The organism is Burkholderia sp. RF4-BP95 (assembly GCF_001521985.1).
GTDB lineage: Bacteria > Pseudomonadota > Gammaproteobacteria > Burkholderiales > Burkholderiaceae > Burkholderia > Burkholderia diffusa.
On sequence record NZ_LOSX01000013.1, the window covers coordinates 1 to 1,100 of the forward strand.

A 1,100-nucleotide genomic window follows, 5' to 3' on the forward strand; every position below is an offset into this window, starting at 1 on the left:
GGATCGGACGCGCCGAAGTTCAGCGCCGACAGCATGTAGCAGAGGTTCGTGAGCGTCCGCTGCGCCTGGCGCGCGTCGGACGTCAACAGGTCGCGTCGCACCTCGTTGTGGGTCTTGCCGAGCGCATTCGTCGACGTCTTGCCGTCGGCCTGCGACGTGAGCGTGCCGCCGAGGATCGCTTTCGACACGCTCTTCTCGCACCAGTTGATCATGGCCTCGAACGGGTCTTTCGAACCGTCGGCGGCCTCCGTGAACTCGATCAGCATCCCCTCCGGGATGATGCCGGCGGCGTTGTGACCGATCTCGGCGACCGCGCGCAGCAGCGTGGCTTTCTCTTCCTTCGTCGAGCCGGGCGGATACTTACCGACGCGCAGCGGCAAGCCGTAGATTTCGAGGAACTCGGCGAGGTCCGACACCGCGTAGGTTTTGAACAGGTACGGCCATGCCAGGACACGATGCAGGCCCGCGCGGGTCAAATACCCGCTCTTCGCACGATGTTTGTGGACCAGCCATCCGAACGGCCAGAGCGGCGCGCCATCGGACGAATTGTCACGCAAGCGCAAATCGTTGCCGTCATACAGCGGTGTGCGAAACCAGCGCTGCGGCCGGTGGGTGAGCGTTTTCGGGAGCCACACCTTCTCGACCTGATGCCACTCGATTTCCTGCGCCGAGAATCCATGACCGATCGCGTCCATCTGATCGAACAGCACGTCGTCCAGGTTCGCGAGGTCAGTGAACCATTCCTCCAACTGCGCAGCCTGTTTTTTCTCTTCGGCGCTGGCGTTCGCGGGCGCGACAATGTTCCAGTCGAGGGTGAGCAGTGCGCGCTTGCGCTTGCTCATGTCGGCGAACAGATGCGCGTCACGCTCTTCCATGTCGGTGAACAGATCGGACTGCGCCATCAGATCGCCGTACTCGGCTGCTTCCAGAATCGAATGCAGCTTCTTCGGCGTCAGCCCGCGCGACGGATGCTGCGCAAAGTCGCGCGTGATCCAGCCGAGCTTCGACGTCTGCGGTTCGGACAACACCTCGCGCTGGATCGGCTGCCCGTACATATCAAGAATTTGTGCCATTTTTCGTTTCCTCAAAACCCGCGTCGC

1 protein-coding gene is annotated in these 1,100 nt (G+C 62.2%); it reads right to left on the reverse strand.

Going from position 1 to position 1,100, the window contains the following annotated elements; all coding sequences use genetic code 11:
- Positions 1 to 1,073 (reverse strand): DUF935 domain-containing protein (locus WS46_RS03895; RefSeq protein ID WP_257129923.1); only part of this gene is annotated, 1,073 nt, incomplete at its 3' end.
- Positions 1,074 to 1,100 lie beyond the last annotated feature (27 nt).